We start from the raw sequence: 24,395 nt of genomic DNA on the forward strand, positions 1-24,395 counted from the left end.
TTTACTGCCGGTGGCAGACGCGCTTAGCGAATGCCCTGAGCAGACAGCTCAACAACCTGAGCGGCCTTTTCCTGCGTGATCAGGTTGGGGCCCGATGGCACATTGCCGCCCGGCACCAGCCCGTAGTTGGCGTTCAGCGCCAAGAAGATAACGGGCAAATAGCCCTGCAGAAATTGCTGCTGGTCAATGCCGAACGCGGCGCGCCCCTCGTCAACGGCCTCAAGAAAACCAGCGGACAGATCGAAGGTGGCAACATTGACGTCGCCGGTCCGGCCCACTGCCTCTACTGCAGCAATGGAAGGTTCACCTACAAGTGAGGCACCAAGACCCATGATCGTGTCGATGTCCGGATTGGATTCCAGCGCCGCTTTAACCTTGGCTTCAACTTCGGCTGGGTCGTTCTGGGTTGGGATCACATTAACCGAGCCGCCGAACCCTTCAGAAAAGCCCTCACAGCGTTGATCGAGAGAAACGTTGCCGACTTCCTGGTTCACACAGATGCCAACAGTACCGCCCATGGAGGCCAGCTTTTCCCCGGCAGCCTTGCCTGCATCGAATTCATCCTGACCGACGTGCAACAACGCACCAAGGCTTTTGGATACATCGGACCCGGAATTCATAGAGATCACAGCAATGCCAGCAGCGACGGCGCGTTCAATTGATGGCCCAAGCGCGTCAGCATCGGGGATGGAGACCACGAGACCGTCGGGCTCCTGGTTCACGGCGGCATCGATCAGTTGGCTCATCGCGACCATGTCGAACGTTTCAGGCGCGCGATAATCAACGGTCGCGCCGGAGTCCTCGGCCGCCTTGTCAACGCCGTTTTTCACGACTGACCAAAACGGATCGTTGGCCTGACCGTGTGATACTACGATGATGTCCTGAGCTAATGCCGGTGTTCCCACCGCGAGTGCGACTGCCGTAGCAGCTATTTTTACGAAATTGGTCATATGTCCTCCCTTGACCGTATGGGCGATCCTCTTCGCCCGACACCGGAAAATCCGGTGCTGCCGCATCACGGCAAGCCGATCCGCGCCTCCTCCACAGCACAAGGCGATTCGCCCGGTGCCGATAATGGAATTTATATTCCATTTTATCCGGAAGGCAACATTTTTTTACCCTGCGTCACCTCGCGCCCCACCAAGGGCGATCGCGATTGTAGTGACAAGTGTAATGGAAGCGGTAGGGACCCGGAACGCACCAACATCGACCTCACGGGTGATCAATTGCGCCTCGGCAATCTTGCCAAGCGGGCAATCCGCGGAGTCGGTCAGAAGAAGCAAAGGGACGCCGGCCCGGTGCGCAACCTCGGCAATACCGCGCGTCTCTTGCGCGAAAGGAGCAAAGGTAACAGCAAAGACAAGGTCACCCGGCTGCATGGATGCGGTAAATTCGATGCCGGCCGCACCGCTATGAACGACACAGGGAATATCCATTTTTTGCAGCATATACCCCATGTAACTGACCACAGCATAGGCCCTGCGCATCCCCACAAGATGTACGGTGCGCGCCTGAGCCAGACGATCAACCATCTGCGCCAAAACTTCCATATCTGTCATATTCAACAATGAAACCAGCGATTTATGACCCGCCTCAACAAAGTCAGCAAGCAGGCGCGCACTCCCATTCCCGCCACGCGCACGCAGGTGGCTTAGCCGTTCCGCATAGTCAGGACGTGACAGCGCGTATTCCGACCGGAAAAGGGCCTGCATCTCCGAATACCCTGAAAAGCCAAGCGCCTGACAAAATCTCATGAATGCCGATGGCGCGACACCCGCCGCTGACGACATATCCGCCACCGTCGTAACAGCAACCAAGTTAATGTTGGCGCGCAGATATTCCGCGCATTGGCGCAGTCGCTTCGGCATGGCTGCCGACATCCGGTCGAGCCGGGCCAGCAATTCCGAGATATTCTCCGGCGGCCCTTCCGCAGCTTGCATATGGTCTTCCAAGATTGAACTCCCTCTTGACAGAGCATGTTAGACGAGTGATGAACATAATGGAATATATTTTCTGTTTTCTATTCCAGATCAGGGGGCAGCAATGAATACGTTGGGGTTAGGCCTAATAGGCACTGGCTATATGGGCAAGGCGCATGCGCTGGCCTATCGCGCCGCTCCTGCTGTTTTTGGGGACCTGCCGAAAGTGGATCTCGCCGTTCTGTGCGATCAAAACGCGGACGTTGCGGGCAGCATGGCCGCGCAGTTTGGCTTTCGCACGGGGACCACAGATTGGCACGCATTGGTTACCGCACCCGAGGTTGATATTGTCGCAATCACCAGCCCAAATGCCCTGCATTTTGACATGGCCCTTGCCGCGATTGAGGCTGGAAAGCATGTGCATTGCGAAAAGCCGATGTCGATCACCCTTGATCAGGCCCGACAGATGGAAGCCGCAGCCCGCGCGCATGATACCAAGACGATGGTCGGCTATAACTACACCCAGAACCCCGCCTTCCGCCATGCACAGCGTCTCATTGAAGAAGGTGCAATCGGCACCCCGGTGCATTTCCGTGGCTGGGTAGACGAGGATTATCAAGCCGATCCGGATCTGCCTTGGAGTTGGCGTTGTACGCATGCAAAGGCCGGTCTTGGCGCTCTGGGTGACCTTGGCTGTCATCTTGTCTCGCTCGCCTATAACCTTATGGGCCCGGTGGAAAGCCTTGTTGCTGATACGCAGATCATCCACAAAACACGCCCTCTGCCCGACGGGAGCGGCCACGCCGCGGTCGAAAACGAGGACACGGCTTCTGCTATCGTGCGCTTTTCCAGCGGTGCCCAAGGCACACTTTGCACATCACGCTCGGCTTGGGGACGGAAGAACCGCCTCGATTGGGAGGTCCACGGCACAAAAGGCATGATTACCTATCAGCAAGAGCGGCTGAATGAATTGCAACTTTATCAGGCCGTGGGGCCCCCTTCCACACAGGGGTTCCGGACAATCCTGACCGGTCCCGATCATACACCCTATGGCGCATTCTGTCCGGCGGCGGGGCATCAGCTTGGCTTTGGCGACGTAAAAACAATTGAAGTCGCTGCGTTTTTGCGCTGGATCAATGGCGGCCCGCAGAGCGCCCCCACCTTTACCGACGCCCTACCATTTGAGGCCGTCATTCATGCCATCAACGCCGCTGCCATCAGCGGCCAGCGCGTCACGCTGTGAACTCTCATCCCGAAAGGACTAACATGACCCTTAACGTCGCTCTCTTTGGCGCTGGCCGCATCGGCAAGGTCCACGCCGCCTCGATCAAATCCGACCCGCGGGCGCAACTTGTCGCCGTCACCGATGTGATGGAGGATGCCGCGCATGCGCTTGCCGCAGAACATGGCATCAAGGTGCTAACCGCGGACGAAATTCTGGCTGACGCAAGTATCGACGCCATCCTTATCGCCTCTTCCACCAATACCCATGCGGACCTCATCGAACGTGGTGTCGCGGCAGGCAAGGCTGTATTCTGCGAAAAGCCTATTGATCTGGATCTGCAACGTGCGCTCAAGGTTCGCGCCGGTGTCGCAGCCTCGGGCAAGCCGGTGATGATGGGCTTCAACCGCCGGTTCGATCCCAACTTTGCCGCGCTCAAGGCGGCGTTCGTTGCCGGTGAAATCGGCAAGGGCGAGCTGCTGGCCGTGACATCTTACGATCCGGCGCCGCCGCCTGTCAGCTACATCAAGGTGTCGGGCGGTCTGTTCCGCGACATGATGATCCACGACTTCGACATGTGTTGCTGGCTGTTCGGCCTGCCGGAAAAGGTCACTGCCACCGGCTCCTGCCTCGTCGACCCCGCAATCGGAGAGGCGGGCGACGTCGACACCGCAGTCGTCATCCTGCACTATGCAGACGGACGCATCGCCACGATCCGCAATTCGCGCCGCGCCGTCTTTGGCTACGATCAACGGCTTGAACTGCTTGGTTCTGACGGGATGCTTTCGGTCGGCAACCAGCTTGAGACGACGGTGAGCAAATCGACCATTGCCGGAGTAAGTTTTGCCAAACCGCAGCTGTTTTTTCTTGAACGCTACATGCGCGCCTATGAAACCGAATGGGCCGCTTTCCTTGACGCACTGACCAACGGCACGGCCATGCCCGCCACAGTCCAGGACGGCGTAAACGCTCTGGCCCTTGCCGAAGCAGCCAATCTCTCACTCAAAGCGGGTCGCACTGTGGCGCTCACCGCAGACATGACGGGAACTGCAGCATGAAAATCGGCTGCTGCACTTGGATCTTTGGCGGCGAACCTCTTGCGGATACGGCGGCGCGGATCAAACGTGCGGACCTCGACGGGGTCGAACTTTTCGGCGATATATCGCTCGACCCGCAAGAGGTGCTGGCGGTGCTGGGAGATCATGGGCTCGAAGTCTTCTCGCTCACCCCGGGGGATGCGGATATCTCGCATCCCGACGCTGCCGTTCGGGATAAGGCGCACGACTACTATCGCAGGCTTGTCGATTTCGCCGCTGCGTTGGGAGGGCCGCTGATCTCATGTCATGGGCAGGTGACCCGCATCGCTCCGATATCCACTCAGGCCGAAGAGGATGCCCATCTCATCACATCGACCCGCGCGATCTGTGAATTGGCCGCAGCGCAGGGCCAGAATGTCGTGTTCGAGATTTTGAACCGCTACGAGACTCACCAGATCCGCACGGTGGCCGAAGGGCTCGCCTTTCTCGCTGAGGTCGGTGCCGACAATCTGAAACTGCTCCCCGACGCCTATCACATGAACATTGAAGAACGTGACCCCGCAGCGGCCCTCCGCCGTGCGGGCGACAAGCTGGGCCTCTATCATGCAGCCGACAGCAATCGCGAAGGTATTGGGCGCGGCCATACGGATTTCTTGGCCCAGATCGCTGCTCTCAGCGATATCGGCTATGAGGGCCCAGTCATTCTGGAAACAAGCGCGCCGGGACCCAATCCGTTTTCAACCGACAAAGGGGAAGGTTTCCGTGCGATCATCGAGAAGCAGTTGAAGGATAGTGCCGACTGGCTGCGAACCGCGCGCGCCTGATCAACGTTACTATCGAAGATTCGACTAAGCGTCCTTTCGCGAGCAAATCGACGGTCTCCAAGCAATCGGCGAAGTAATTCTTCCTTCCGCGTGCTTTTCCGAGATTGAGATGGCGTTTCCGAAAGCGCATTGCTCCCTTAGTAGATTCCGCAGCGCTTTTTAAGACCTTTGGCGGGCGTCCGGAATCCCGACGTTATACACTTCATTGTGCGGGTGCAGCAAATGACTGCTCCCCGCCCTCTCTACGGGTGAAATCGTGTGCGCCTTTAACGTAAAATTTTTACAAACAGCCAGACCTCGGACTTCGTGAAGGATCATTTTTCGCATTGTTGAACCGCGGCATTCGGCGCTACAAAAAAGGCCCCCATTGTCTGGGACAATGGGGGCCTTCTCGAAAGTAATCAGCGGACATCAACCCTGGCGTTTGGGCGGCAGACCGAACTTCGCCACAGCAGGCCCAGGCTTGCGCATCGTGTCGGAGGTGCCTGCCTTATCCACATCTTGCACCACATCAGGCGAGGATTTCACCACGGCGGATTTCACAGGTGCATTCCCCCCCCTTGGGAGCCATATCTGCGTCCGGCGCACGCGGCGTAATCACGTGCCCAGGCCCTTCACCTTCGTCGACCAGCCGCTGCGTGTCATCCATGCGGAACGACGAAAAGAGGTCTGCCTCAATCTTCTCAAACTGCTTGTCGCTGATCGTCGTATCAATGACCTTGAACGCCAGTGCACGATCCTTGACCAAGCCTTCAATCTGATCAACTGCGTTGAACACAACTTCCTGGTTCCATGCTTTGCGCGACGCGGACTTGGCACGCAGCGCCCGGCGGACTTTCACCCAATCATGAAAATGCATCCCCTCGAAGCGGTCATGTGCTGACGGCACGACATGCCATGCCCCATCAAGATAGACGCTGATTGCGCCAATATCTTCCGGGTCCCAGCGGATGTTCACCAGCTTCGGCTGCACTCCCATGAAGTACATCGCAAGCTCGGGGCTCTGGTAACGGCCCCCCATGAGCACAACACCTTCTTGCGAAACCTTGCGCTCAAAACGCTTGCCAAAGGCCAGTCGTTTGGCGTTGCGATCCGGCAAAGCGCTCAGTGGGAAGTTGCCGTCTTCCATGTCCTCGGTCCACTGCTCCAATGGCGTGCGGCCACCAAGACTGCTGTGTGGTGAATTATGGTAGATATCGACAACCCAGCGAACCAAAACAAAAGCAACATCCTCGGCATCCAGGCAAGCCCTGCCTTCCGACTTATAGTCGCCGCGTTCGATTGAGTTGGAGAATGTGCGTCCGACCAGGCGGGGCATCAAGTCAGTACTCAAAGTGCCGAAAATCCGCTCCCCTGTGCCGCGCATTCCGGGAACACCCGCATGTGTCCGCAATGCCTGGATGCGCAGGTCGAGGCAGCAATTTGTAAACGCTTCCGATTTGAAAGCCGGACCGTTGTCCGTTACCAAGCTCTCCGGCTTAACTGCCATCGACCATGGCGAGAGTGCACCCGTCTCATCTGCCCAGGCCCCCTTGTCGCTCACAATCACCCGACTTTGAAAAACCGGTTTCCGTCCTGCGGCGAACGTATTCATCTGTTGATCAAGATAGATGTGCAGCATTTCGCAGCCGTCGCGGGGAAAACCTCTTGCATGCAGAAAGGAGGTATTAGGTTCCATCGGCCACATCGGCTGAGCAATGCAAGACATTCAAAGATCATCGCTGAAAAGCAGCGCGCTGCGAGATTTGATCAATCTCACACGCGATGATCGACAGGCGCAAGCCGCCTGAATTTGAGCTCCGAGACCCTCTACACGCGCTCACATCCGTCCCAGAAAGCTGACCATGGCAGCTTCCGAAACCCAAGCCACCCCCAAAGGAGGACAGCCTATAAACCAAACCATCCTGTTATGTTATGCAGATGTCGGGGCCTGGAATATCTCAGGGTTCCCGACCGCTGCCCAAAACCAATTTGAGGTGAACTGCCGCGCACAGCGATCGCTGCGCCTTTTGGCAGGCATCATTACACCTCATCGAAAGATTTTATCACCGACGGGCTGAAGGCGCGGCGGCGTACCTGTGTTCCTTTGAACCGTCTTTGAGACAGGCACCAAAGGTTACACGGCACCCTTCCATTCTGTCGGGGTCACGTAGACAATTCCCTCTTCAGCGCTGACCATCACTTCGCCATCCTAGACATTGACCTGAATTTTCATCGCGCGGCTTGCCAGCTTGGCCAATGCAGCTGTGTCTGCCTCGGGAAATCTCACCACCTGAAGATTATCAAACCGAGTGGTGCTGTTCTTGACCTTGTCCCACCATACCTCGGCCGTCCGGCCGCCATAGGGATAGACGATCACCTTGTCGGCCTTACCACAGGATTGTCGCATCACCTTCTCGCTCGGCAGCCCCAGAGCCACCCAGACATCAAGCTCTCCGCTCAGGCTTTTTTGCCAGATATCCGGCTCATCATCCGTCGAAAGGCCTTTGATCAATTCCAGATGTTCATGGGCATTGAGCGCAAATGATAAGAGCCGCACCATCAATCGTTCATCCGTCTCTGCTCGGGGTGTTCTTCTTTCATTTAGCTGCCCATGATATCAAGCAAACAGCGGTGTGCGGCGACATGGTCGAGTACACCGTCGCGGCAGTTGAGAAAATCCTGAAACAGGTATTGCAGCTCGATAAGTTCATTTCCGCGGTCGGAATAGACTGGTGTATCACGGGTTTCACCGCGAGGGCCGAAGTCATCGTAGCCGGCTTCCTCATACTGCTCTTCACTGCCCAGGAATTCCGAAGCAATACTGCGCTCCAAAATATCCATGACGGCGTCGAAACCACCTTCATCCCCTTCATCGAAGGGTTGGCGATCTTTCAGGCGCGCAAAGCAGCGCGACACGAAAGCAACATCCTTTGCGGTGTCGCCAAGGTGAAGCGCCTTGGCCCGCTCGGCGACCTGCCTGCCCAAGCCTACGGCCTCGGCTGCCAGATCATCCATGTTCTGTTTGTTGTAAAGCACGTGCATCGTCGTGATACCCCTTGAGTTAATTGTCGTTCATTGGGGCACCCGGGATGGCCGCCCCTTCAAGACAGCCGACCCTGCATGGGCCGGCCCTAGAGGATCACGCAGCTTGCGAGATTTTCTGGAAGGCTGAGGTAATGCCGTCCCCCGCCGGATCGGTTTCAGCGATTTTCCGAAGCAACGAGTCTAATTTCTCGGACAGCAAGCAGCACTCATCAACAAAACTTGAGGCGGGATTTATCTGAGCAAAGAGGCCGTACTCAATACGATCCGGATAGCTGACGTGCTCCAGCGTCAGCAACTTGTGAAAGTCCACAAGTTGGCTGCTTTGAGCCCGTGTTAACCGCCGCGTGTGCCGTACAGCTTCACAGAGTAGGAACACGCGGGCACTGGCCGCCGGGCCACCAAGCCTGTGCGCAGCCAGAGCCAAAGCGGTCCCATGATTCCGGAGAAATCGGCGGACGTGCACCAGTTTACGACAAGGTTGTTTGGAATAGAAAGCTCTATAGAAAGTCATCGGTGTCATCCCGAAAAGTGCTGCGCCAGTCGGCAGCTCAAGAAGCCCATTCCCTCCTTTCAAAAGGCAATCTTGCCAGACACGCTGTAGCAGCAGCATTGTCTATCGGTCTGGCATTTGTTGAGTTTGGTTTGGCCTCACCAGAGTTTCCGGATCTTCGCGGCCTCAAAAGAGGGCTCGCGCAAGATCTGGAAATCAGGTGGGAAGCCAGCCGATGGGGTTATATAGTGTATCGACGCCACAAAATTTGCAGCTCTTTACCCCAGTAGCCTCGGTGTGCGATGCAGTGACACGGCAATCTTCTTGATGCCTTATGTCTTTTGCGCCGCCAGTTCACGCTTTCTGGTCTGTTTTGGCCAAAATTTCACATTCGGCCAAAACCTTTATAATTCAGTACATTAGATGCCTATGGCAAAACTAATCCCGTTTCGTGGCAAACAAAACTGGGGGTTTTGGCATAACTATGCCCGCAAAGACAACAGTTCTGGAACGACACATAAGGTGACACTTTTTGCTGCTGCCCCCCCCTTGTTTTGTGGGGCTTCCTGATAGCGACGACATCTAACTTGCCATTTCCCGACATATAACCTGCAACTCATCGAACAAGTAAGTGCTGCAACCCCCAACCCACGGCAACTCTCAATAGATCTCAACCAAATGATACGTCTTCGCGCCCGAAAATTCCTCTCGGCCTTGCCCAACACTGACTGCTCGAAGAACCCAAATCCTTTCAATCGATCAATGAGAAAACTCGGTTTCTTGATACAGGGCATACAAACCGAAATATGCTTTGTTTGTCGCTAGGTTTCACTTGAAGCATCGTCAGCAGCACAGATCAGGTCCAATACCTTCAATACCTCTCTGAGTTCCCGTCTCACGATCTCTACGCGCTGCATTGCCAAAGTCTCATGGCGTCCAGCTAATTCCAGAACCACGTCCATCACACTATCCGAGTGCTTCATCAAACCGATCAAATGCTCACCACTTGGGCCGTATGAACCCGCTATCCAGTTCTTTGCGGTCCTTTCACTTACTCCTGTCCACTTTATCGTTGCTTTCGCCGCCCGCCCCGCGCCACCCAGTTCATAGGTTAGCGCAGACCTAACTACCTCTCGATATTCTACAGCCGAAACCAGATCCTGGCTGCGTCCATGAAAGTTGTTGCCCTTTTTATGAAACATGTTTCCGTCTCCCTTCCGATAGGTTCGTGAAAGGAATCGCAGAACAGCTGCGCAAAATTACGAATTTGAATATGGAGGGCCACGTCATTGAGTTGGCCAATAAACAAATCGGACGAAGAAACACGCCGGAACGCAGCCCAATACGTTCGTATGTCGACCGAGCACCAGCGGTACTCAACCGAAAACCAAGCAGAGCCGATCCAGCGATATGCCGAAGAACGCGGCTACAAGGTAGTCCAAACCTATTCTGATGCTGGCAAAACGAAGGATCTCAAGCCGATGGGTACGGAACAAGCACTAGAACGACATACTCGTTCACCCCAACTTGAGTAAATGCGATTACAAACACAGTAGTGATAGACTTATCTCCTGCTTCGCTGTGACCGCCTTGATTTCAGCCGGGGCATCATGGTGCGCCGTAAATACCCGGTTTCCAGCGGGTTAAAATGGCACGAACCCGCGACTTGGTGGCACCGATCCCGTTATTTTTCCACCGCAAAGACGCCATTTTCAATGGCGGTGTCACCAATATTTCCTTCTGCCATTCCTGCGATAGCGCCTACATCGTCACCGTTATGGGCAAAGAAGTCACCGTCCAGTGCAATGTCGCTATCGACTACCGTACCCGCGTGCGTCAGCTGTCCTGACAGCGTCAGGGTCAAGGGTGAAAAGGTGGGCGAACCTGAATGATCTATATTACCAGTCCCGGTCAATTGACCGTCCATTGCGCCATCTGTTTCATGTATGAAATTTGATGCCGTACCGGTTACTTCGTCAGTTCCAAAACTCACATTCATAGTAACTTCGGAGACGATCCCACCTGTGCCGAGGTCCCCATGAAGAAAGCCAACATATGCGGAACTACCGGAATCGGGAAGGTCACTCGTTGTTGGGGAAGCGCCAGGCGCGACCCCACCTTCATCATCCAAATATTGGGATGACATTGCAGTTGCCTCCGCATTCAGTTCGGCAAAGGTCGTTGCTTCGGGCTCGCTGTCATCGCCACTGGTTTCGCCGCAAGCCATAACTGAAAGAACGAGGCAGCTTGCACAAATACGCGAGATAGATTTTTTCATTAATTTTTGTCCGTTTATGTCTTTAAAATGTGAGAGGATCAGCAGCGACGATGAAATCGTCAATCGTTAGACTTTCGTGATCCACGTCACGCAAGATCATGCGATCACTGTCTGTTTCCAACAACGCGCCTGTGCCGCGATATTCGGTGATTGTGACATCTTCAAAATCCATTCCATCTAACCGGATTTGGTCAACCCCGTCAGTAAAGTCATAGACAATGTCCAATTCAGTGCCCTGAGAAAACACAAATATATCCGCCCCATCGCCACCAAACATGCGGTCGATCCCTTTGCCTCCGACAATGACATCAGCACCGCCAGCACCCGCCAGTTGGTCGTGACCATTGGACCCCGCAAAGACCACGGTCAGATCCTCACTACTGGTTGGGTCTAGGGGCTCTTTATCCGTAAGCGTAGCCACGCCAGAAGCACCGGTTGCTTGGGCAAGATCGACCACGTAATCGGCGTCACTATTCGCAGCGATAATTGTCTCACCACCATTTGCTTGTTCAATGGCGTCGCGCAATGCGGCTGGACCATCAACCATGATTGGATCCGGTGTTGGCTCAATTGGCGTGATAGTGCCGCTAGATACGTCCAGTTCAATATCAGCAAAGCTTAGTGTTTCGACATCAATTAACCTATCGATGTCACCGGTCGAAAGATGCGTAACAATGAGCGCTTCTCCGTCAGCTACATAACTGTAGTCTGCCAAGTTGCCTTCAAAGATGGCTATATCATTGCCTTCGCCACCAACGATACGATCATTGCCAGTGCCGCCGCAAAGAATGTCGTCACCATCGCCGCCATTCAGGCCATCATCATCGTCAAAGCCGTAGAGAACATCGTCACCGTCAAGACCAATTAGGAAATCCTCAGCCTTGGTGCCCCCAAGACTGTTGTTCAGATTGTCCCCAGTAAGAATTTTGCCTTGCTGAAACGCCTCTCCAGATCGGCCACCCCACCAGTTTGGTGTTGTCTCATTCAACTCATCAATCAGCTCAGCCCTTGGGTTTGTGTCCCCAATCCAAGTGCGCAGCGACCACGACCCATATTTGCTGGACGCGCCAACATCGCCAAATTGCATGTTGGGACCGTCACCAACTTCCATCCAGCCATCCCAGAGATCTTGGTAGAGATCAGCCATGTCCTGTGAGCGAACATACTCGGCTAGGAATGTCTCAAAGTCTGCAGCGCTGTCGTCGATTGCAAACAGGTGGTGAACGTGCTGTCCGCCTTCGTAAAGGATAAGCTCGAGTCCATCTTCAGCAATGATATTCTTGAGGCTTTTCAGCTGTTCAATTTTGCTTGGAACCGAGCCGCTGTATTCTGGGTCACGAAGCATGGCTGTCAGCCATGCATTTGCATCGACATTAGGATCCGCAATCGCCGCAGCAAGCGCGTTGCGATTTTCTTCGTTGGACATGATGCTGCTGCCAAAATAGCTGGTCACTGCGATCGCATCGAATACATCTGCGGGCCGTTGATAGTTCTCGGGATCAGCCTGTTCCCAGGTTGGCGCATTCAAGATTGATGGAAGTGTGAACTCGTTGCCGGTCTGGACGCCAAGTGCCGTGGTTAGACGTGTTTCGGCCTCGTCGCCAAAGACTTCTTTCCATATCAATGCCATCTGAGTAGCTTTGTAGGCGTAATAGGAATTGACGTTTCTGCCGAGTTCTTCGCCAAACTCTTCTTTGGCCATGGCCAATAACTCTTGGGTCTGCTGAAAAGCCCAGTTCCAACCTTCATTCGTGTATTCGACAGTGACCTTCAGACCCTCGTCAAGATTGTCGCGGACGTAGGTGGCGAATTCGCGCATGTACTCTTCGGTGGCGAGGTGTGGCATGGTGAACCAAGGGTCCGCGCCGATTTGGTTGGCCAGTTCGACCATCACCTCAACAGGAGGCTGACCACCCGTCCAGGTCTGGTTGTCGATCATACCGCGCTCGCTCCACTCACTGATGGTGGAGTTGTTCGTCCCCATCCAGTCCATAAAGCGAATTGCACGGGTGTCCTCGATCACATCCAGCCAATCGGGATTGAAAATTGCACCCGCTTCGTGAAGGTCGAGGTGTTCTTCTTTGATCATCGTGAAATTGCGAAGGTGATCGCCGGTGCCATTCGGGTCCGTCTCTGAAATATTGAGAAAAATCGTGTTGCCGCCAGCCTCAAATGTAATTTTGTTTCCTTCGTGGCTGATGATCTCAACATCTCCACCGAGTCTGAACTCACCTTCGCCTTCGTACTCCAAAACATATGTGCCGGCACGCGTTGCACGAACACCTTCATTGTCATTGGTGTCCGACCAAGCCCAAATTGTTCCAATAGAGTCGATTTCTTCCGGAATTTCTGTCGGCCACCCATTTTCGTCGAGGTATCCCGCCTCTGACAGTTGCTCATTGGAAAAAGCGCCCCACTGGTCGGTGTGCCCGACTAAGCCGCGAGATGACTTCATGATATCCAGAAAAACCATACCCGTTGACCAGTCAGACAGACCGCCAAGACCATAAGCAATTGTCGGATCAGCCAAACCATCCAGACTTTGCATTTCAGGTACACTATCTGTTGTTATTCCGGGCGCACCACCCGGTGTTGGAGAAACCGCATCAGCAGCAGTTGTTGTAATCGTCAGGCGTGCTTCTGATACATTACCAGCCCCGTCCGTTACCCAATATTTGACGGTCTCGGTCCCCGTGTAATCCTGCGTGGGACGATATGTGATCGTGCCATCACCATTGTCAAAAATTTGTCCGTGCTTCGGCGGGGTGATGCCATCAATAACCACATCATTTCCCTCGGGATCAGCGTCGTTCGCTAGTAAATTAAGGATGCTGTCCTGGTTGCCTTCAACTGTAACTGTTTCATCTGCGGCCACAGGCGCTGCGTTATTGAGGTCGACCTCACCTCGGTAAACAGCGTCGCGGTAACTAAAGAATTCATTCCCCAACTGTACATTGTCATCGATGAATACCGGGGTACTAAATTTGTAAATTTCACCTGTTAGTCGGTCTGAATAATACTGCTGGGCAAAGAAAACATTCTGGCCATCTGCAGTGCTGTAGTACCCATCAGTTTCCAAGATATGGACCACCTGACTAAGACCTAAATTGTAACTGTCATCACCTGCTGGGATCGGTGTTTGACCTAGACTGTCTGTCTTCGTGCCCCGAATTTGGACCGTCCGACCGCCGGGCACATCATGCGCTCCGTTGTAAACCAGCGTTTCATCCAATGCGATGCTAACAGGCACCGGCGTGATAACTTGTCCTTCAATAAGAGTATCAAACTCAGGCAGGTAACCTGCAATTTCTTCTGCGTCATCGCCAAGGTTCTTGAATTCTGGATTGACGATAAAGAACTGTTTCATGTCCAGCGTGAGTTCATCATTCGTCCAATGATGCGACAAATCAATTCCTGCACGGTTAAAACCGTCGATCGTTGCATTTGTTATAACGATGTCAGAGGCATTGTTGCCGATTTGTATTCCGTTTAACGCGTTTGAAAATGCGGTGGGTTCCTTGCCGACCAAATCGAAATCGGTAAGAACATAATGCGCCGTATACTCAAGCTCCGCGCCAACTTGCACGGACCACGCCGTGAACTCAGAGAATTCGCTATGGATATCGTGTCCCTGATTTGGGTTGGCCTTAACGACGATTAAACCCTGATGCGAAGCAAAGGTTTCGTTATTGTGGAATGTAAGGATCGGCGCATCATCAATGGTGATTGATCCTTTCCCATCAAGCGCATCGGCGAGCTCAAACTGACCATTCTCTAAATTGATGTTCCCGCGGACGCTCGGATCGTCTGTGCGCGGACCTCGATGAAAATATGTGTACCCATGAGTTACGCTTGCAGCAACGTTGCCTTCGGCATGTACGAGCCGGCCTTGGAACCAGAATCCATCGCCCGTCCGGCCCATATCAAACAGGTCGAGATCGACCGTGTTCTTGGGATTCGTGAAAGCAACGCCTTCAGCATTGATCGCGATATTGTCTGTCCAAGTTCCAATTTCGTTCCCTGTTTCGGCGACAAAACCTGCGCCGAACGTGTCAAACGTCGCATTATTGTGCACTAGAACATTGGAATTATGGTGCACCAGCCCCCAACCGGGGGACCCAAACACAGCGTTCCCGACAGCCATCGCAGGGTTGTCCGCATCATCCACACCGTTGCTGTGGAAATGCAGCGAATACCGCCCCTGCACGTTGCTATCTGACTGAATGTCATCCCCAAACACACTGACAGCTTTCGCATCAAAGGATTTGTCGGTTCGGCCAAGTTCTTCAAAAGCCGCGTAGCGGATGTCGCTTTCACGCGAATGCAACATCACATGCCCGCGCTCGTTAACTGCGGCCCCCTCCTCGGACGAGAAGGTCACGTTGCGAGAATAGTTCGCCACCGAAATTTTGAGATCCGCGCGTGGGGAATCGTGATCGTGCTCTAACGCCAAATCAAACGTGATCGTATCGCCGTCTATTGCTGTGATCGTACGTACTTCATCTTCGGACTCGTGATAGCGAACGGCACGAATGTCCTGATCCCATTTATGACCATCATAGCGTGAACCCGCGATGACGATCGTATCACCAACCTGCCAATTGGTGGGAACTTCGGCCAAGGTAATCGTCGTATCGCCCGCCATTGGATCAGTGAGCGCTTTATGGTGCGCTGACTTTTCCTGACCGTGAACTTCAATTTCTCCCAGCGCCACCAAACCGCGGCTGAGCAAACTAGGGTCCCAATTGACATCAATCGCCCCATTGTTTGCAAACACAATATCTGCATTGACGCCTTCAGCGACAGGAGCATCGGCAGTACCGATAGTCAGCTTGCCCGTGTGGCCCACAACCATCGTATCAACGACTAGCTTTGTGTCACTTTGCGTCGCAAAGTGAAGCTCACCCATAACCCCAACAGAAAAAACGCTCTCCTCGGACATCCCGTCATACGAAACATCAACGCCCGTCGGAATGAAAACCTTAGAGTCTGCGCCGGGTACTTCGCGGTCACGCCAAGTGTCTGGATCGAACCAAGATCCGTTCGAGATCGCGACATGCGTCGCGCCAGACATTGACACAAGATCGGCAGCGGGAGAGTGATTATCCATTTGGATCCCCATCTAAGAGATTTGACTAAAATAATTGGGCTTAATTTTCTGACTCAATTTACGGTCAGTTTTCATTCAGGACGGTTTGTGCTGATTTTCAGATACTTGAATTCACAAGCATAAAGTTTGGTTTGGTCAGGGCATGTGGCTCTCGCGTTAGAAACAAATTTGTACAAACTTGCCGTAGATTACTACGCCTGTCATCAATAAGTATTACTTTATCAGTAAGTGGCGATTATCTGCTCAATAGCAGTGCCATCCCGAGACCACATAAAAGTCAGGAGGTTAGATAAACGGCTCCGGGTTCGCGTTGTCCCGGCCTTCTAAATTGGGCAGCATGATCTTGTTGCACGGTGACCTATTGACTGATTTTCTCGCCGTATGGAGGCGCGCTGCGCACGTATGATCACGGTTGACGACGGCGACTAAATCCCCGATTTTGAAGTGGTCTGGATCTGATCGAACGCAGTTGCGACCCGATCCAATTTGCCGATCTGAATTGCATCAACTATGGCAGCGGTTCAGCGGTCATTAGCTACGGCAGGACGGATCAGATCAAACTCATTGGGGTTTTGAGGCTGAACGAGACCAAATACTTCTTCTTCGACAACTGACTCCACTTGCCTCGGGAATTGGAAATGCAAAGCGCCGCCCCACATACGGAAGTGGCGCTTCATCATTGGCGGTGCGTGGATCAGTCGATCAGGCCAATCTGCTTATAGAAGGCGTGGTTGTCCCAGAACAAGAACTCTTCATCCATGACACCCTCTTCAGTCCAGTGGCCGATGGTTGCCATGGTCAGCTTATAGCTTTTTCCAGTGGGTTCGATGAACTGGTCCGGGCCAATCTGCATCGGTTCGGAGAACGTGCCCTCGATAACGCCGACGACGCCTGTCCACTCGCCTTGGCCGATACGGATCGGGTGGGTTTCGATACGGGTGTCGGGGGCGAATGTGAAGAAGGCTTGCAGGTCTTCGATATGCATCTCGATACCTTCGGTCACACGACCATCCGGCCAATGGACCTTGATGTCTTCGGCGTGGCTTTCATGAAGTCGTTCCCATTGCTGGTTAGAGAACACCTCGAAATCGAGGGTATCGAAGGTCTCTAGGTTAGCTTCGATTCTGGCATCCTCAGCCTGACGGGCGGCCAGTTCGGCGAGTGCCGCCAGCGTCGCGGCGTTGTCATCGGCCGACGCCGGAACGACGCCGTGGGCAATTAGGGCTGCGGTAGCTAAAGCTTTGATTTTTTTGGTCATAGTGGTCTCTCCTCTTCAGGGTTGGCGCATCCCGGTGATGCGTTGCCAAAAGAAGTAACGATGAATAATTTCGCAGAAAATGTTGAATTTATTGTTTCACTCTCTTCATTTTGTTCTCAATTGAAAGATGTCTACAGGCGCCCTGACCAGCGAATATCCTCCACCTCGAAATCAATCAGCGCGCGCTTGTTGCACTGCACGTAGCGACCTTCCTCCTACCCTACTCAAACTTCGAAGCTGGGGATCGCCCCCCCCAACGGAGCCCGCTACAGCCATTTTCACGGCGGAGCGGGCTGAGTTCAATTCGAAGCAGCCTTCAACCTACACCGACTGTTCTACGGCATAATTAAGAACATCATGAGGATAGTGTTACGCCGATAATACCATTTTGTTCTCTATCAGCGGTGCATAGCTTGGCGTCAGTTTCAACCAGCCCCAATCCAATACGACGCAGCGGGCTATCGACCGAAAGGACCAATGACATGACCACCCAAACCTCCCCCGTATCCGCCGATTATGCAGCCACTTTGCTGCGTCTCACCAGTGGCGGGCTTTTCCTGGCCCATGGCCTTCTAAAGGTGAAGGTGTTCACCGTCGCCGGTACGGTAGGCTTCTTTGAGAGCCTGGGCCTGCCAGGAGTCCTGGCTTATTTGACCATCGCAGCAGAGATCGGCGGCGGATTGGCCCTGATCGCGGGTGTCGCGGTCCGGCTGGTGTCGCTGGCCCTGATCCCGGTGCTGCTGGGGGCGACATGGGTGCATGCCGGAAATGGGTGGCTGTTCTCTGCCGAAGGTGGTGGCTGGGAGTTCCCGCTGTTCTGGGCCGCAGCGCAGATCGCCATCGCGATCCTTGGCGCGGGTACATTCGCACTGCGCATTCCCGCGCTGAGCCGCGCTTTGGGCCAATTCGCCTGACGTGTCCCCATTATTTGCTGACGAAATGCACACATAATGTCTAGCCTCGCATACCCTCCCCCAAATGCCCGTTCAGCCCTGAACTGCATAAGAAACTGAAAAGGAATAGAAAATGCTTATCGACGGAAAATGGGTCGAGAACTGGCAGCCTGTCCAGAAGGCCGACAAAAAAGGTCGGTTCGTGCGCCAGGTGTCAAGTTTCAGGAACTGGATCACCCCCGATGGCAGCGCTGGCCCCACCGGCGAAGCGGGCTTTGAGGCGGCTCCGGGACGCTATCGGCTGTATGTTGCCCTGATCTGTCCCTGGGCCTCGCGCTGCTTGATGGCCCGCAAGCTAAAGGGCCTTGAAAAGATGGTGGAGGTTACGGTCGTCAACCCAGTTTTGACCGAGCAGGGTTGGCAGTTTGGCAGCTATCCCGGTGCCGACGAAGACCCGCTGTTCGGGGCACGCTACATGCACGAGATCTATACGCAAGCCGACCCCAGCTTTACCGGGCGCGCGACCGTTCCTGTGCTTTGGGACACCAAGCGCAATGTGATGGTGAACAACGAAAGTGCCGACATCCTGCGGATGTTCGACACGGCGTTTGAGAAACTGGTGCCGTCCGATATACGCCTGTACCCCGATAATCTGGTGGCAGAAATCGATGCACTGAACGGCACGCTCTACGATCAGTTCAACAACGGCGTCTACAAGGCGGGGTTTGCCAGTTCGCAAGAAGCATATGACGAGGCGGTCCTCGGCGTGTTCCAGACGTTGGATATGCTCGAGGGCCAGTTGACGGGTAACTATCTGCTGGGCGATGAGCTGACGGAGGCGGACATCCGTGCGTTCGTTACCCTAATCCGCTTCGATGCCGCCTATCACGGTCTGTTCAAAACTAATCTGCGCCAGATCGCCGACTATCCGAGGCTGACCGAGTACCTGAAGCGGATCCTGCAGCTGCCGGGCGTGGGCGAGACGGTCAACATGGATCACATCACCCGCGGCTATTACTCCGTCAAGGCACTGAACCCGACGGGTATCAGGCCGGTTGGTCCGGCACATGTCGAGGAGTTGATCGCAGCCAGTCGGTTGCCGTCGGAGGAATCCCCCCTATTCGAATGACGCAGCATATCGTGGATGGCTGACGCTGAAGTGCCGCGTTCAAGTTTCAGCGCCCCATTTTGCCGGAAATTACGCAAGTAGGCTGTCGACCATCGTGAAAAACAATGGGCACAGCTGCCGGCAGGATCGAAGACCTGACCAGGCGTTCACTCGCAACTGGCACCGCCACATGCACGGTTCACAAGCTTGGAAGCTAGGGCATGACATTATCGCGCTCATTAGCTGCACTTGTTTGACGGCCATGCTGGTCGCTGTTCGGTAGGCCGTCAGTGATATGGCGGCGAAAATGACGGTCTTTTTTCAATGTGCCCGGCGGCCAAACTGATAATCATCCCAGCACACGGCGATTATTAAATCTTTCGCAATAGTGCGGCCCACTCAGTCCGTTATCCTGACATTGACTCGACATCCGTCGGCGAAGCGAATGTGGAAAGTCCGGCGCGCAGGTGGCTCCGCATCAAGTATTGATAGGCCAGACTATCAGATTCCTCTATGGCGCGCAAAATGGCCTCGTGCTCAAGAAAGGTTTCGCCCTGGATAATGCGGCGCGTCTTGCCGCGCTGCATTATGCGTAGGATGACAGGAGTCATAAGCCTGTAGATATCAAGAATGGATTTATTGCCAGTAAGGGCCAGCAGTCCGGTGTGGAACTCCAGATCACATTGTGACGCCTCAACCATGTTCGGCGCTTCAACCATTTGCTGGTTGATCTCACGCAGCGCGACGATGTCCTTTGGGGTCGCCGTATCAAAGACGTTCAGAACAACGCCGATCTCGACTAATTCACGGAACCCCTGAATATCGTCGAATGTTTTGCGTGATATCTCGGCGACGTTGAACGATAGGATATCAAAGGCGCGGTTCATCCGATGATCAACGATGGTAGCCCCCACCTTCGGTCGCACATCGACAATGCCATAGGCCTTGAGCATGCGCATCGCCTCGCGCACAGTGTTGCGACTAGTCGCAAATTTCTCACAGAGTTCCCGTTCGGTCGGCAGCTTGTCCCCGACGGTCAAACCATCCGTCTCAATCAACTCGCGGATCTGGCCTACCACGTGTTCGACAGCCGAACCGCTATCGAGTTCACCAGATGTTTCGTCCAACGCGCAATACCCCCAAGATGATCTGACGGCCCGCGACCCTTCGGGACGCAGGACGTTGCTGCCTTTTTGTCATCTAACAGCCCACGTCGCAATCGGCGGATAAAAGAGAATGATCGCTAGCACCACCAGCTGGATCGCGATAAACGGCAGAAGAGCGGTGTAGATATGCTTGAGTGTGATATCCTTCGGCGCCACACTCTTTAGATAAAACGCTGCAGGACCAAAAGGCGGCGTCAAGTACGAAACCTGCATATTGACCGCGAATAATATGCCGAACCAAATCGGATCGTACCCTAGCTGCACCACGATCGGCACAAAGATGGGAAGCGTCAGCAATGCAATCCCGATCCAGTCAAGAAACATTCCCAAGACCAGTAGTATCAGCATCATCACCATGATGATCACTACCGGCGGCGCATCAAGCGCGAGGATGGACTGAGAGACGAACCGATTGCCCCCCATCAGGTTATAGACCCCGACCAGCACCGCCGCAGCAATCCCGATCCAGATGATCATGCCACATGTTTCGAGCGTGTGGACAAGGCTGTCTTGCATCATCTTTAAGCTCAACTCGCGTCGGAAAAGCGAAATGATCATCACCGCCGATACGCCCATCGCAGCCGCTTCGGTGATGGAGGCAATCCCGCCATAGATTGACCCAAGAACCACCACAACGATCAGCAAAGGTGCCCCGAGCGAGCGCAGCGCACTCCACAGCGATTCCTCGGCTGCCTCCTCGTTGGACATGGGTGGCCCCAACTGCGGATTGCGCCAGCACATGAAAAGAACGTACGCGACATAAAAGGCCAGTAGCAACAGTGCGGGCGTAATCGCCGCCACAAAGAGATCAGCGATCGATACACTGGCGACCAGTCCGAAGATGATCAAGACGATCGACGGCGGCATCATGGTGCCTAGCGAGCCTCCGGCGCAAACGACACCGATCGAAAGGTTCCGGTCGTAGCCCAGACGCAGCATTTGCGGCAGCGCCAAGATGCCGAGCAGCACGATCTCTCCGCCGATGACGCCTGACATCGCGGCCATGAGGATCGCTACGATCAGCGTTTGCACTGCGACGCCACCAGGTAGGCGCCCGGCCAGAATGCGCATGCCGTTAAAGAGCGACCTTGCGATGCCAGAGCGATCCAGCATCGCTGCCATCAGAATGAACATCGGAATGGCGACCAGCGAGTATTCCGTAATGAACCCAAATATCCGTGACGTTACTAGCGGCAGCGCCGCAGTACCGAACCAACCAAAGGTAAAGGCCAGCGCAACGAGACCCGTGACCCAGGCAAGAGGCTGTCCCGTTAGAAGCAACAGAAAGATCGATGCGACCAACAGATATGAGCCGTATTCGATGCCAAGCGCGTTCAGGCCCATATTTAGTGCTCCGCCTTTGATGTGTATGTGTTTTGAGAGACATCTCGGCGGATCGCAGCGATCAGGTGCAAAAGTGTCTGCACGAACATGACAACCACACAGATCATCACGAGCATTTTCAGCAAGGCAGGGGTTGGCGGGTTCCATGAGGTGCCCGTGCCTTCCAGCCGCAACTCGCCCGTTGGCGTAAACCATGACTTTCCGACCATCGTCCAGCTGGCAAAGGAAAGACCCGCAAAAAAGACCAATGTGATGCAGGAATTGATGATATCCAGCATCCGGCGACGGCGCGGGCTAACAGCATCGTAGATCATGCGCACGCGGATATGTTTGTCGCGCGCCAAGGCGATAGGGCCACCCAGCAGGAAAATCGCGGCGATCAGAAAGGTGGTCGTCTCATGGGCCCAGTAGGTCGGAGTATCGAAGACATATCGCGAAATCACCTCAATGACGGTAATCACAAATGCTACGAAGATAGCCCAAGCAAAAAACTTGGTTGATGACGCGACATGTCGATCCAACCCAGTCCGGGTATCGGTATCTACATCTTTGATCTCGGAATTAATTTCAGCCGCATCCGCCATGATGTGCCAGCCCTCCTTTCGCAAACCAGTCTTGCGCCCGCCACATCACATGACGGACGCTTTTTGTTGTATCAGAGCAGGTTTCGGCCGCGCAGATATGTCGTCACAGCATCATAGTAGCGCTGTGTCATCTCTGTGCGCGGCGCCCAGTTCTGCCATTCTTCCTGCGCGATGCGACGGAATTTGGCGCGCTCATCACCGGACCAGTTGATGATCTCGATGTCGGGATTTGCACGGGCTTCTTCTACGGCAGCCGCGTCTAGCTGACGAACAGAATAGATGTGATTAAAGCTGAACTGCTGCACAGAGGCTGTCAGAATGGATTGAAGATCTCCTGGTAAGCCGTCCCAGATTTCCTTGTTGATCGAAACGTCAATCATAGGCAGCGAATGGAAACCAGGATAAAGTGGATAGTTCGCGATATCGTTCATCCCCAGCGCCTGGTTAGTGGCAAAGACGGTGTTGTCAGCCGCATCAACCACTCCTTTGTCCAGAGCCGAAAATATCTCGGACCCTGGCAATGACACGGGTGCCGCACCTGCCTTGGTGAAGATTTCGAAGACCATGCCTTCGGGGGCACGCATTTTGACGCCCTGTAAGTCTTCGACCGCACGGATCGGCACGCGGGATACAAAGGCCTCAGGCTCGGTGGCGGCTGCGCCGATGAAATGTACACCGTAAGGCTCAACCAGTTCAGAATAAAGCTCGTTACCGCCGCCGCTTTCCATGAAGCCCAGCAGTTCAAAGGGATCACTCCATGCGCCAACGAGGTTGCCCATCATCGCGAAAGCCGGATCCTTGCCGGAAAAGTAGCTCGGGTCGGTCAGATGCCCTTGCAGAATGCCGGCACCGACGGCGTCCAGCGTATCCGTGTGCGGCACGACAGAACCAATCGGCAAAATCTCTACTGCAATACGTCCACCGGACAGCGCGCCGACTTCCTCGGCCCATTTCTGCTTGTTGACGAAACCGGGTTCGCCCGCGGTTTCAGATGTCTGGAATGTCCAGTTGTAATCCTGCGCCGTGGCAGCACCAGTAAATCCAAAGACCGAAACTGCAAGCGCAGCTATACTGGTCAGCTTCTCAATAAAGCGCATCTCCATACCTCCCATTGTTGATGCTTAAATCTCGTGCTTAGTCTCACGGGCGGAGATCAAATCCTCCACCGTGATGTCAAAAACTACGCATGGTCGACAGATCAAAGCAACAACAGTTTGTGAAAAATCAGCCTTTTCATCCTACAAATGCATAGTTTTAAGAATATTTCGCGAGTTTATGACATGATTTTTCTTCAAATGTGGAGCAAATAGAAGTCACTGGTCCTACAAAATGAGAATCGCGATCACCAGAAGGAAAGCAAAACCATGAACATTCTGAAGGGCAAAGTCGCGCTTGTGACCGGCGGCAATGGAGGAATTGGGCTGGCGATGGCGCAAGCTCTTGCCGACGCCGGCGCAAACTTGGCCATTGTCGGGCGCGACGGCTCAAAAAACGACGGTGCGACAGCACTGCTGCGCCGAACGGGCTCCGCTGCCCCACTCTCTTATGTCGGCAATATGACGGACCCCCGCGACGTCGAATCCGTCATCAGTCACGTTGCCCAAGACGCTGGCAGACTTGATATCCTGATCAATAATGTCGGAACAAACGACCGCAAACTGCCACAGCAGTATTCCCTCGAAGAATGGAACGCCTTGCTTACGAGCAATCTCACCTCGGCCTTTGCGGTATCACAGGCCGCCTACCCGATCCTGCGCGACCAAGGTGCGGGCAAGATCGTAAATATCGGCTCGATGCTGTCGTTGTTCGGATCAGCGATGTCTGCTCCCTATGCTGCAGCTAAGGGCGGATTGGTGCAGATGACCAAATCGCTGGCTTGCGCTTGGGCAACGGACAACATTCAAGTGAATGCCATTCTGCCCGGCTGGATCGAGACGGATCTGACGGTCACTGCCAAGCAGCAGATACCGACGTTGGAGGAACAAGTGAAGCTGCGGACACCTGCAGGACGCTGGGGCCGACCCGACGATCTGCGCGGGGCAGCAGTGTTCTTGTGCTCACGTTCAGCTGATTTTGTGACAGGTGTCAGTCTGCCTGTTGACGGTGGCTACTCCTGCGCGGTTTGACTGGCTCGT

The 24,395-nt window shown here is 54.3% G+C and carries 21 protein-coding genes and 1 pseudogene; 7 read left to right on the plus strand and 15 right to left on the minus strand.

The annotated features are described in order from the left end of the window. Positions 1-23: 23 nt before the first annotated feature. Together ACHUEV_RS10915 and ACHUEV_RS10920 are read right to left on the minus strand one after the other, a co-directional pair. Positions 24-950 carry a sugar ABC transporter substrate-binding protein gene (locus ACHUEV_RS10915; RefSeq protein ID WP_341233500.1) on the minus strand — a complete coding sequence of 309 codons (927 nt, stop codon included), beginning with the start codon at positions 948-950 and terminating at the stop codon, positions 24-26. Between the two features lie 165 nt (positions 951-1,115). After that, complete coding sequence (locus ACHUEV_RS10920; protein ID WP_394179753.1) at positions 1,116-1,952, minus strand: MurR/RpiR family transcriptional regulator; 837 nt, start codon at positions 1,950-1,952, stop codon at positions 1,116-1,118. Between the two features lie 91 nt (positions 1,953-2,043). Here ACHUEV_RS10920 and ACHUEV_RS10925 point away from each other — a divergent pair, with 91 nt between their 5' ends. From ACHUEV_RS10925 to ACHUEV_RS10935, 3 genes are read left to right on the plus strand one after another with little or no spacing between them, the layout of a single operon-like run. Next, the gene (locus ACHUEV_RS10925) at positions 2,044-3,162 is read left to right on the plus strand and encodes a Gfo/Idh/MocA family protein (protein ID WP_394179755.1); all 1,119 of its coding nucleotides are present in this window, start codon (positions 2,044-2,046) and stop codon (positions 3,160-3,162) included. A gap of 23 nt (positions 3,163-3,185) precedes the next feature. Beyond that, positions 3,186-4,199, plus strand: coding sequence for an inositol 2-dehydrogenase (gene iolG, locus ACHUEV_RS10930; RefSeq protein WP_394179757.1), 1,014 nt, complete (start codon positions 3,186-3,188; stop codon positions 4,197-4,199). Beyond that, on the plus strand, positions 4,196-5,002 hold the full coding sequence (locus ACHUEV_RS10935; protein WP_394179759.1) for a sugar phosphate isomerase/epimerase family protein: 807 nt from the start codon (positions 4,196-4,198) through the stop codon (positions 5,000-5,002). The genes iolG and ACHUEV_RS10935 overlap by 4 nt, the downstream gene beginning before the upstream one ends. A 511-nt stretch (positions 5,003-5,513) precedes the next feature. Here ACHUEV_RS10935 and ACHUEV_RS10940 read toward each other — a convergent pair. The 5 genes and pseudogenes from ACHUEV_RS10940 to ACHUEV_RS10960 form a co-directional block, all read right to left on the minus strand. Next, the gene (locus ACHUEV_RS10940) at positions 5,514-6,710 is read right to left on the minus strand and encodes a Mu transposase C-terminal domain-containing protein (RefSeq protein ID WP_394179761.1); all 1,197 of its coding nucleotides are present in this window, start codon (positions 6,708-6,710) and stop codon (positions 5,514-5,516) included. Positions 6,711-7,118: 408 nt separating this feature from the next. After that, positions 7,119-7,565: pseudogene (locus ACHUEV_RS10945) on the minus strand (YaeQ family protein); the annotation flags it as partial. Positions 7,566-7,585: 20 nt separating this feature from the next. Beyond that, positions 7,586-8,026 carry a hypothetical protein gene (locus ACHUEV_RS10950; RefSeq protein WP_394179763.1) on the minus strand — a complete coding sequence of 147 codons (441 nt, stop codon included), beginning with the start codon at positions 8,024-8,026 and terminating at the stop codon, positions 7,586-7,588. A 97-nt stretch (positions 8,027-8,123) separates the two neighbouring features. After that, positions 8,124-8,639 carry a hypothetical protein gene (locus tag ACHUEV_RS10955; RefSeq protein WP_394179765.1) on the minus strand — a complete coding sequence of 172 codons (516 nt, stop codon included), beginning with the start codon at positions 8,637-8,639 and terminating at the stop codon, positions 8,124-8,126. 701 nt (positions 8,640-9,340) lie between these two features. After that, complete coding sequence (locus ACHUEV_RS10960; protein WP_394179766.1) at positions 9,341-9,721, minus strand: hypothetical protein; 381 nt, start codon at positions 9,719-9,721, stop codon at positions 9,341-9,343. 87 nt (positions 9,722-9,808) lie between these two features. Between ACHUEV_RS10960 and ACHUEV_RS10965 the strand changes: the two genes are divergently transcribed. Further along, positions 9,809-10,054 (plus strand): recombinase family protein, encoded by a 246-nt coding sequence (locus ACHUEV_RS10965; protein ID WP_394179768.1) that lies wholly within the window; start codon positions 9,809-9,811, stop codon positions 10,052-10,054. A 149-nt stretch (positions 10,055-10,203) separates the two neighbouring features. On the opposite strand, the gene ACHUEV_RS10970 is transcribed toward ACHUEV_RS10965, so the two are convergent. From ACHUEV_RS10970 to ACHUEV_RS10985, 4 genes are all read right to left on the minus strand, one after another. Further along, positions 10,204-10,860: a hypothetical protein gene (locus tag ACHUEV_RS10970; protein ID WP_394179769.1), complete on the minus strand. Its 657-nt coding sequence runs from the start codon at positions 10,858-10,860 to the stop codon at positions 10,204-10,206. Further along, a complete protein-coding gene (locus tag ACHUEV_RS10975) occupies positions 10,820-15,907 on the minus strand; it encodes an Ig-like domain-containing protein (protein WP_394179771.1) in 5,088 nt (1,695 codons plus the stop codon). Before ACHUEV_RS10975 ends, ACHUEV_RS10970 begins: the two co-directional genes overlap by 41 nt. Positions 15,908-16,601: 694 nt before the next feature. Then, the gene (locus ACHUEV_RS10980; RefSeq protein ID WP_394179773.1) at positions 16,602-17,165 is read right to left on the minus strand and encodes an ester cyclase; all 564 of its coding nucleotides are present in this window, start codon (positions 17,163-17,165) and stop codon (positions 16,602-16,604) included. Positions 17,166-17,520: 355 nt separating this feature from the next. Further along, positions 17,521-17,649, minus strand: coding sequence for a hypothetical protein (locus tag ACHUEV_RS10985; RefSeq protein ID WP_275041306.1), 129 nt, complete (start codon positions 17,647-17,649; stop codon positions 17,521-17,523). Between ACHUEV_RS10985 and ACHUEV_RS10990 the strand changes: the two genes are divergently transcribed. Then, on the plus strand, positions 17,648-18,079 hold the full coding sequence (locus tag ACHUEV_RS10990; protein ID WP_394179776.1) for a DoxX family protein: 432 nt from the start codon (positions 17,648-17,650) through the stop codon (positions 18,077-18,079). The two genes, ACHUEV_RS10985 and ACHUEV_RS10990, sit on opposite strands and share 2 nt — an antisense overlap. A gap of 112 nt (positions 18,080-18,191) precedes the next feature. Further along, on the plus strand, positions 18,192-19,187 hold the full coding sequence (locus ACHUEV_RS10995; protein WP_394179777.1) for a glutathione S-transferase family protein: 996 nt from the start codon (positions 18,192-18,194) through the stop codon (positions 19,185-19,187). Positions 19,188-19,573: 386 nt separating this feature from the next. Here the strand turns inward: ACHUEV_RS10995 and ACHUEV_RS11000 are convergent, their stop codons facing one another. From ACHUEV_RS11000 to ACHUEV_RS11015, 4 genes are all read right to left on the minus strand, one after another. After that, positions 19,574-20,293 carry a FadR/GntR family transcriptional regulator gene (locus tag ACHUEV_RS11000; RefSeq protein ID WP_394179779.1) on the minus strand — a complete coding sequence of 240 codons (720 nt, stop codon included), beginning with the start codon at positions 20,291-20,293 and terminating at the stop codon, positions 19,574-19,576. Between the two features lie 69 nt (positions 20,294-20,362). Beyond that, the gene (locus ACHUEV_RS11005; RefSeq protein WP_394179780.1) at positions 20,363-21,676 is read right to left on the minus strand and encodes a TRAP transporter large permease; all 1,314 of its coding nucleotides are present in this window, start codon (positions 21,674-21,676) and stop codon (positions 20,363-20,365) included. Positions 21,677-21,678: 2 nt separating this feature from the next. Beyond that, on the minus strand, positions 21,679-22,260 hold the full coding sequence (locus tag ACHUEV_RS11010) for a TRAP transporter small permease subunit (RefSeq protein ID WP_394179782.1): 582 nt from the start codon (positions 22,258-22,260) through the stop codon (positions 21,679-21,681). Positions 22,261-22,331: 71 nt separating this feature from the next. Next, the gene (locus ACHUEV_RS11015) at positions 22,332-23,357 is read right to left on the minus strand and encodes a TRAP transporter substrate-binding protein (protein WP_394179784.1); all 1,026 of its coding nucleotides are present in this window, start codon (positions 23,355-23,357) and stop codon (positions 22,332-22,334) included. 267 nt (positions 23,358-23,624) lie between these two features. On the opposite strand from ACHUEV_RS11015, the gene ACHUEV_RS11020 reads away from it, so the two are divergent. Further along, positions 23,625-24,386, plus strand: coding sequence for an SDR family NAD(P)-dependent oxidoreductase (locus tag ACHUEV_RS11020; RefSeq protein WP_394179786.1), 762 nt, complete (start codon positions 23,625-23,627; stop codon positions 24,384-24,386). Positions 24,387-24,395: the final 9 nt, after the last annotated feature.

The sequence above is a fragment of the Yoonia maritima genome (assembly GCF_043641945.1).
Classification (GTDB): domain Bacteria; phylum Pseudomonadota; class Alphaproteobacteria; order Rhodobacterales; family Rhodobacteraceae; genus Yoonia; species Yoonia maritima_B.